Source organism: Nocardioides sp. (assembly GCF_034670285.1).
GTDB lineage: Bacteria > Actinomycetota > Actinomycetes > Propionibacteriales > Nocardioidaceae > Nocardioides.
The window spans coordinates 1-4,935 of the sequence record NZ_JAXMNS010000300.1; the positions used below are offsets into that span (position 1 = coordinate 1).

Consider the following 4,935-nt stretch of genomic DNA (forward strand, 5'->3'; position numbering starts at 1 on the left):
CTCGGGCGTCGCGGACCGCGGCGATCGCGGTCGGGGTGGTGGTCTTGGGCACACCCTGATTCTACCTGCGACCACCGACATTCGACAGGGTGTTCGAACGATCTGTGGATGAGATGGTGGGTCGGTTCCGGGGCTTCGTCGACGGGCTCGTACCTCGCCCTGCTCAGCCTCCGGAGGGGCGTGAGGGGTTTCGAGGCTCACTTCGTTCGCACCTCGACCACCGTGGGGTGGCGGTCCGGTCGGGTCGTACCGCACTGAGGGTGATCTGGGCGTCAGCACGTAGGCTGGGCAGGCCATGAACGCAGCAGCACTCCGCCCCGAACCCCGGGTCCACTACCTCGACCACGCCGCCACCACACCGATGGTGCCCGCGGCGATCGAGGCGATGACGTCGCACCTGCAGGCCGTCGGGAATCCCAGCTCGCTGCACGCTTCGGGGCGCTCGGCTCGACGGGTCGTGGAGGAGTCGCGCGAGACGATCGCGCAGGCGCTCAACTGTCGTCCGGGCGAGGTCGTGTTCACCTCCGGTGGCACCGAGTCCGACAACCTCGCACTCAAGGGCATCCACTGGTCACGCGCCGCGGCGCTGGGGGAGCGGCCCCGGCTGATCTCGACCGCGATCGAGCACCACGCCGTCCTCGACCCGCTCGAGTGGATGCAGGAGAGCGGCGAGGCCGAGGTCTGCCTGCTCGACGTCGACAACCTCGGTCGTCTCGACCTCGACCAGCTGCGCCGGCTCGTGGTCGAGCGCCCGGTCTCGCTGATCTCGGTGATGTGGGCCAACAACGAGGTCGGCACGCTGCAGCCGCTCGACGAGGTCGTGGCCATCGCCGCCGAGCACGGCATCCCCGTGCACACCGATGCGGTGCAGGCGCTCGGCGCCGTCCCGCTCGACTTCGCCGCCTCCGGCGTCGACGCCATGACCGTGACCGGCCACAAGGTCGGCGGACCCTACGGCGTCGGCGCGCTCGTCGTACGGCGTGAGCTCGGCGTGACGCCGCTCGTGCACGGCGGTGGCCAGGAGCGCGACATCCGCAGCGGCACCCTGGACGCGCCCGCGATCGCCGGCTTCGCGGCCGCCGTCGAGCTGGCCGTCAAGCAGCAGGCCGAGCACGCCGCCCGGGTGACCGCCCTGCGCGACGACCTCGTACGGCGGGTGCTCGCGGAGGTGGCCGACGCCCACCTGCACGGTGACCCCGAGCACCGATTGCCCGGCAACGCCCACCTCGGGTTCTCCGGCTGCGAGGGCGACTCCCTGCTCATGCTCCTCGACGCCCGCGGCATCGAGTGCTCCACCGGCTCGGCGTGCTCGGCCGGCGTCGCGCAGCCCTCCCACGTGCTGCTCGCGATGGGGTGCACGCCCGAGGCTGCGCGCCACTCGCTGCGCTTCTCGCTGGGCCACACCTCGACCCAGGCCGACGTCGACGCCGTCGTGGCCGCGATCGGACCCGTCGTCGAACGGGCTCGGGCGGCTCGACGATGAAGGTCCTCGCTGCCATGTCGGGCGGCGTCGACTCCGCCGTCGCTGCCGCGCGCGCCGTGGAAGCCGGCCACGACGTCACCGGCATCCACCTCGCGCTCTCGCGCAACCCGCAGTCCTACCGCTCGGGCGCCCGCGGCTGCTGCACGATCGAGGACAGCAACGACGCGCGCCGTGCCGCCGACGTGATCGGGATCCCCTTCTACGTCTGGGACCTCTCCGAGGAGTTCCACGAGGAGGTCGTCGAGGACTTCATGGACGAGTACGCCGCTGGGCGTACCCCCAACCCGTGCCTGCGCTGCAACGAGAAGATCAAGTTCGCCGCGGTGCTCGAGCGTGTTCTCGCGATGGGCTTCGACGCGGTCGCGACCGGCCACTACGCCCAGCTGCGCACGGCGCCGGCCGAGCAGGGCGGGCTCATCGAGATGCACCGCGCGATCGACGCCGGCAAGGACCAGTCCTACGTGCTCGGGGTCCTCGACCAGCGCCAGCTCGCGCACTCCCTGTTCCCGCTCGGCGACTCCACCAAGCCCGACGTCCGTCTCGAGGCCGAGCGCCGCGGGCTGCTGGTGGCCGACAAGCCCGACAGCCACGACATCTGCTTCGTCGCGGACGGCGACAACGCCGGCTGGCTGCGCGAGAAGCTCGGCGACCGCGCTCCCAACGAGGGCGGCGACATCGTCGACGACGACTCCGGCGAGGTGCTCGGGCAGCACGACGGCACCTACGGCTATACCATCGGCCAGCGCAAGGGGCTGCGCATCGGACGCCCCGCGCCAGACGGCAAGCCACGCTTCGTGCTCGACATCGAGCCGGTCTCCGGCACCGTGACGGTCGGTCCGCGCGAGCGGCTCGCGGTCCACTCGCTGCGGGCGATCCGGCCACGCTGGTGCGGTGCGGTGCCCGGCGTGCTCGAGGGCCCGAGCGTCACCGTGCAGCTGCGCGCCCACGGCGAGGAGCTGCCGGCCACGGTGCGCCACGACGAGGAGGCCGGCACCGTCGAGGTCGAGCTGCACGAGCCCGCCTTCGGCATCGCCCCCGGCCAGGCCGTCGTCGTCTACGACAGCACCCGCGTCGTCGGCTCGGCGACGATCTCGGCGACTGACCGCGTGTCGGCGTGAGTGCCCTCGTGTCCCACGGGGCGTTCGGCACCGGCATCGGCTCGATGCCGGGCGAGGACCTCGAGACCTCCCTCAAGGTCGTCCTCGACGCCCTGGCTCACGACCGCGGGCTGCCGTTCCTCCCCGAGCTCCCGGCCCGGGGCGTCGCCTCCGGCATGGTGGGGCGCACCCTGGCGCTCATCGAGGGCATCGGCGTCGACCTCCAGCCGGCCGGCTGGCGCCTGACTGATGCCGCCGGCGTCGACCAACGACGCGCCCGCAGCCGCCTCGACCAGGACCTCGACGTGCTCGAGGAGCAGACCCAGGGCTACGACGGCGCCTTCAAGGTGCAGGTCACCGGGCCGTGGACCCTCGCCGCCACGGCCGAGAAGCCACGCGGCGACAAGGTCGTCAGCGACCACGGTGCGCGCCGCGACCTCGCACAGGCCCTCGCCGAGGGGGTCCGCGGGCACGTGCGCGACGTACGACGGCGCCTCGACGATCGCGGCGAGACCTCGCGGCTCGTGGTCCAGGTCGACGAGCCGGCGCTGGCGGCCGTGCTCGGTGGGGGAGTGCGCACGGCGTCCGGCTTCGGGCGCCACCGCACGGTGCACCCACCGGAAGCCTCGGAGCAGCTGGGCTGGGTGCTCGCCGCGATCACCGACGAGGGTGCCGAGCCGTGGGTGCACTCGTGCGCCCCGGGGGTGCCGCTCGACCTGCTCCGTGGAGCCGGTGCGCGGGGCCTGGCCGTCGACCTCGACGTGCTCGACGCTGCGGCGCACAACGCGCTGGCCGAGGCCCTCGAGGCCGGTGACCGGGTGGTGCTGGGTGCAGTGTCGTCCCTCGACGACGCGGCGCTGACCGACACCGCCGTCGTCGAGCGGGTGCTGCGCTGGCTCGACATGGTCGGGCTCGACCCCGAGACGGTCGGTCCGCTGCTCGCCGTCTCCCCAGGCTGCGGGATGGCGGGCGCGACGTCGGCCTGGGCCGCTCGCGCGCTGGCCCTGTCGCGGGTGTCCGCGACCAACCTGCCCTGACGTCCGCCGCGATCAGCCGGCGTGGACCGGGGCGCCCTCGGGGCCGTCGGTGGCCAGCTCGGCATGCTTGACGTCGAGCAGGGTCCACACGACCAGCGAGGCACCGAGCATCATGATCGAGCCGACCAGGAACGCGTTGGTCGCGCCCTCGGTGAACGTGGCCTGGAAGACCGCGGAGCCCACGAGCCGCTCGTCGAGCCCGGCCCGGACGACCCCTTCGCCGATGGGCCCGGCGACCACGTCGGCGCGGTCGTTGACGAAGTGGACCGCCACGGTGCTGAGGCTGGCGAGGCCGAGCGCGCCACCGACCTGCTGCATCGTGTTGAGCACGCCCGAGCCGACCCCGGAGTCCTGCGCGCGCACGTGGTGGACCGCGGTCAGGGTGAGGGGCACGAACGTCATGCCCATGCCGATCGCCATCGTGACGATGAAGGGAAAGAGGCTCGACCAGTAGTTGAGGTCGGCACCGGCGGTGCCGCCGGCAGCGATCGCGTCGAGGACCGCGCCCGGGGAGTCGTCGATGGAGATCCGGGAGAACATGAACAGCGAGAACGACGCCAGCAGCGTGCCGGTGCCGGCGATGAAGCGTGGGTCGACCCGGTTGATGAGGTTGGACGACAGGGCCGCGCCGATCACGATGCCGAACGAGAACGGCAGGAACGCGAAGCCGGTGCGCAGCGAGCTGTAGCCGACGACCTGCTGGATGAAGAGGCTGAGGAAGTAGAACATCGAGAACATCGCAGCCGGGGCGAGCATCATCGCGAGGAAGCTCGCCGCCCGAGTGCGGTTCTTGAAGATGCGGAGCGGCAGCAGGGCGTGGTCGGTGCGCAGCTCGACGATGATGAACAGCACCAGCAGCGCGACGCCTCCCACGAGGGCCAGCAGGGTGATGCTGTCTCCCCAGCCGTAGCGCTCGTCGCCGGCCCGGGTGAGTCCGTAGACGAGGCCGAGGAGTCCGCTGGTGGCCGTGATGGCGCCGGGCACGTCGAGGCGACCGCGTCCGGAGGCGGACTCGGGCAGGAAGCGCGGGGCGAGGGCCGCCGCGACCAGGCCGATCGGGGTGTTGATCAGGAAGGTCAGGCGCCACCCGCTGAGCTCGAGGCCGAAGAAGCTGTCGAGACCGGTGAGGTAGCCACCGAGGATCAGTCCGACGGCCGCGCCGGCGCCCGACATGGCGGCGTACACGGCAAAGGCGCGGTTGCGCTTCGGGCCGGCCGGGAAGGTCGTGGTGATCAGCGCCAGGGCCGTGGGGGCGGCCATCGCGGCGCCGACACCCTGGAGCGCGCGCGAGGAGAGCAGCATGGCCTCGTTCTGGGCA

At 72.3% G+C, this 4,935-nt stretch carries 4 protein-coding genes; 3 read left to right on the top strand and 1 reads right to left on the bottom strand.

Annotation, left to right across the window (positions count from 1 at the left end; genetic code table 11):
• Positions 1-295: 295 nt before the first annotated feature.
• The 3 genes from VOI19_RS14365 to VOI19_RS14375 are packed head-to-tail and all read left to right on the top strand — an operon-like array spanning position 296 to position 3,617.
• Positions 296-1,483, top strand: coding sequence for a cysteine desulfurase family protein (locus VOI19_RS14365; protein WP_323793647.1), 1,188 nt, complete (start codon positions 296-298; stop codon positions 1,481-1,483).
• Positions 1,480-2,601, top strand: a complete 1,122-nt coding sequence (mnmA, locus tag VOI19_RS14370) for a tRNA 2-thiouridine(34) synthase MnmA (protein WP_323793648.1) — start codon at positions 1,480-1,482, stop codon at positions 2,599-2,601. Before VOI19_RS14365 ends, mnmA begins: the two co-directional genes overlap by 4 nt.
• The gene (locus VOI19_RS14375; protein WP_323793649.1) at positions 2,598-3,617 is read left to right on the top strand and encodes a methionine synthase; all 1,020 of its coding nucleotides are present in this window, start codon (positions 2,598-2,600) and stop codon (positions 3,615-3,617) included. Before mnmA ends, VOI19_RS14375 begins: the two co-directional genes overlap by 4 nt.
• A 12-nt stretch (positions 3,618-3,629) precedes the next feature.
• Here the strand turns inward: VOI19_RS14375 and VOI19_RS14380 are convergent.
• A partial coding sequence (locus VOI19_RS14380; protein WP_323793650.1) for an MFS transporter occupies positions 3,630-4,935 on the bottom strand: 1,306 nt, incomplete at its 5' end.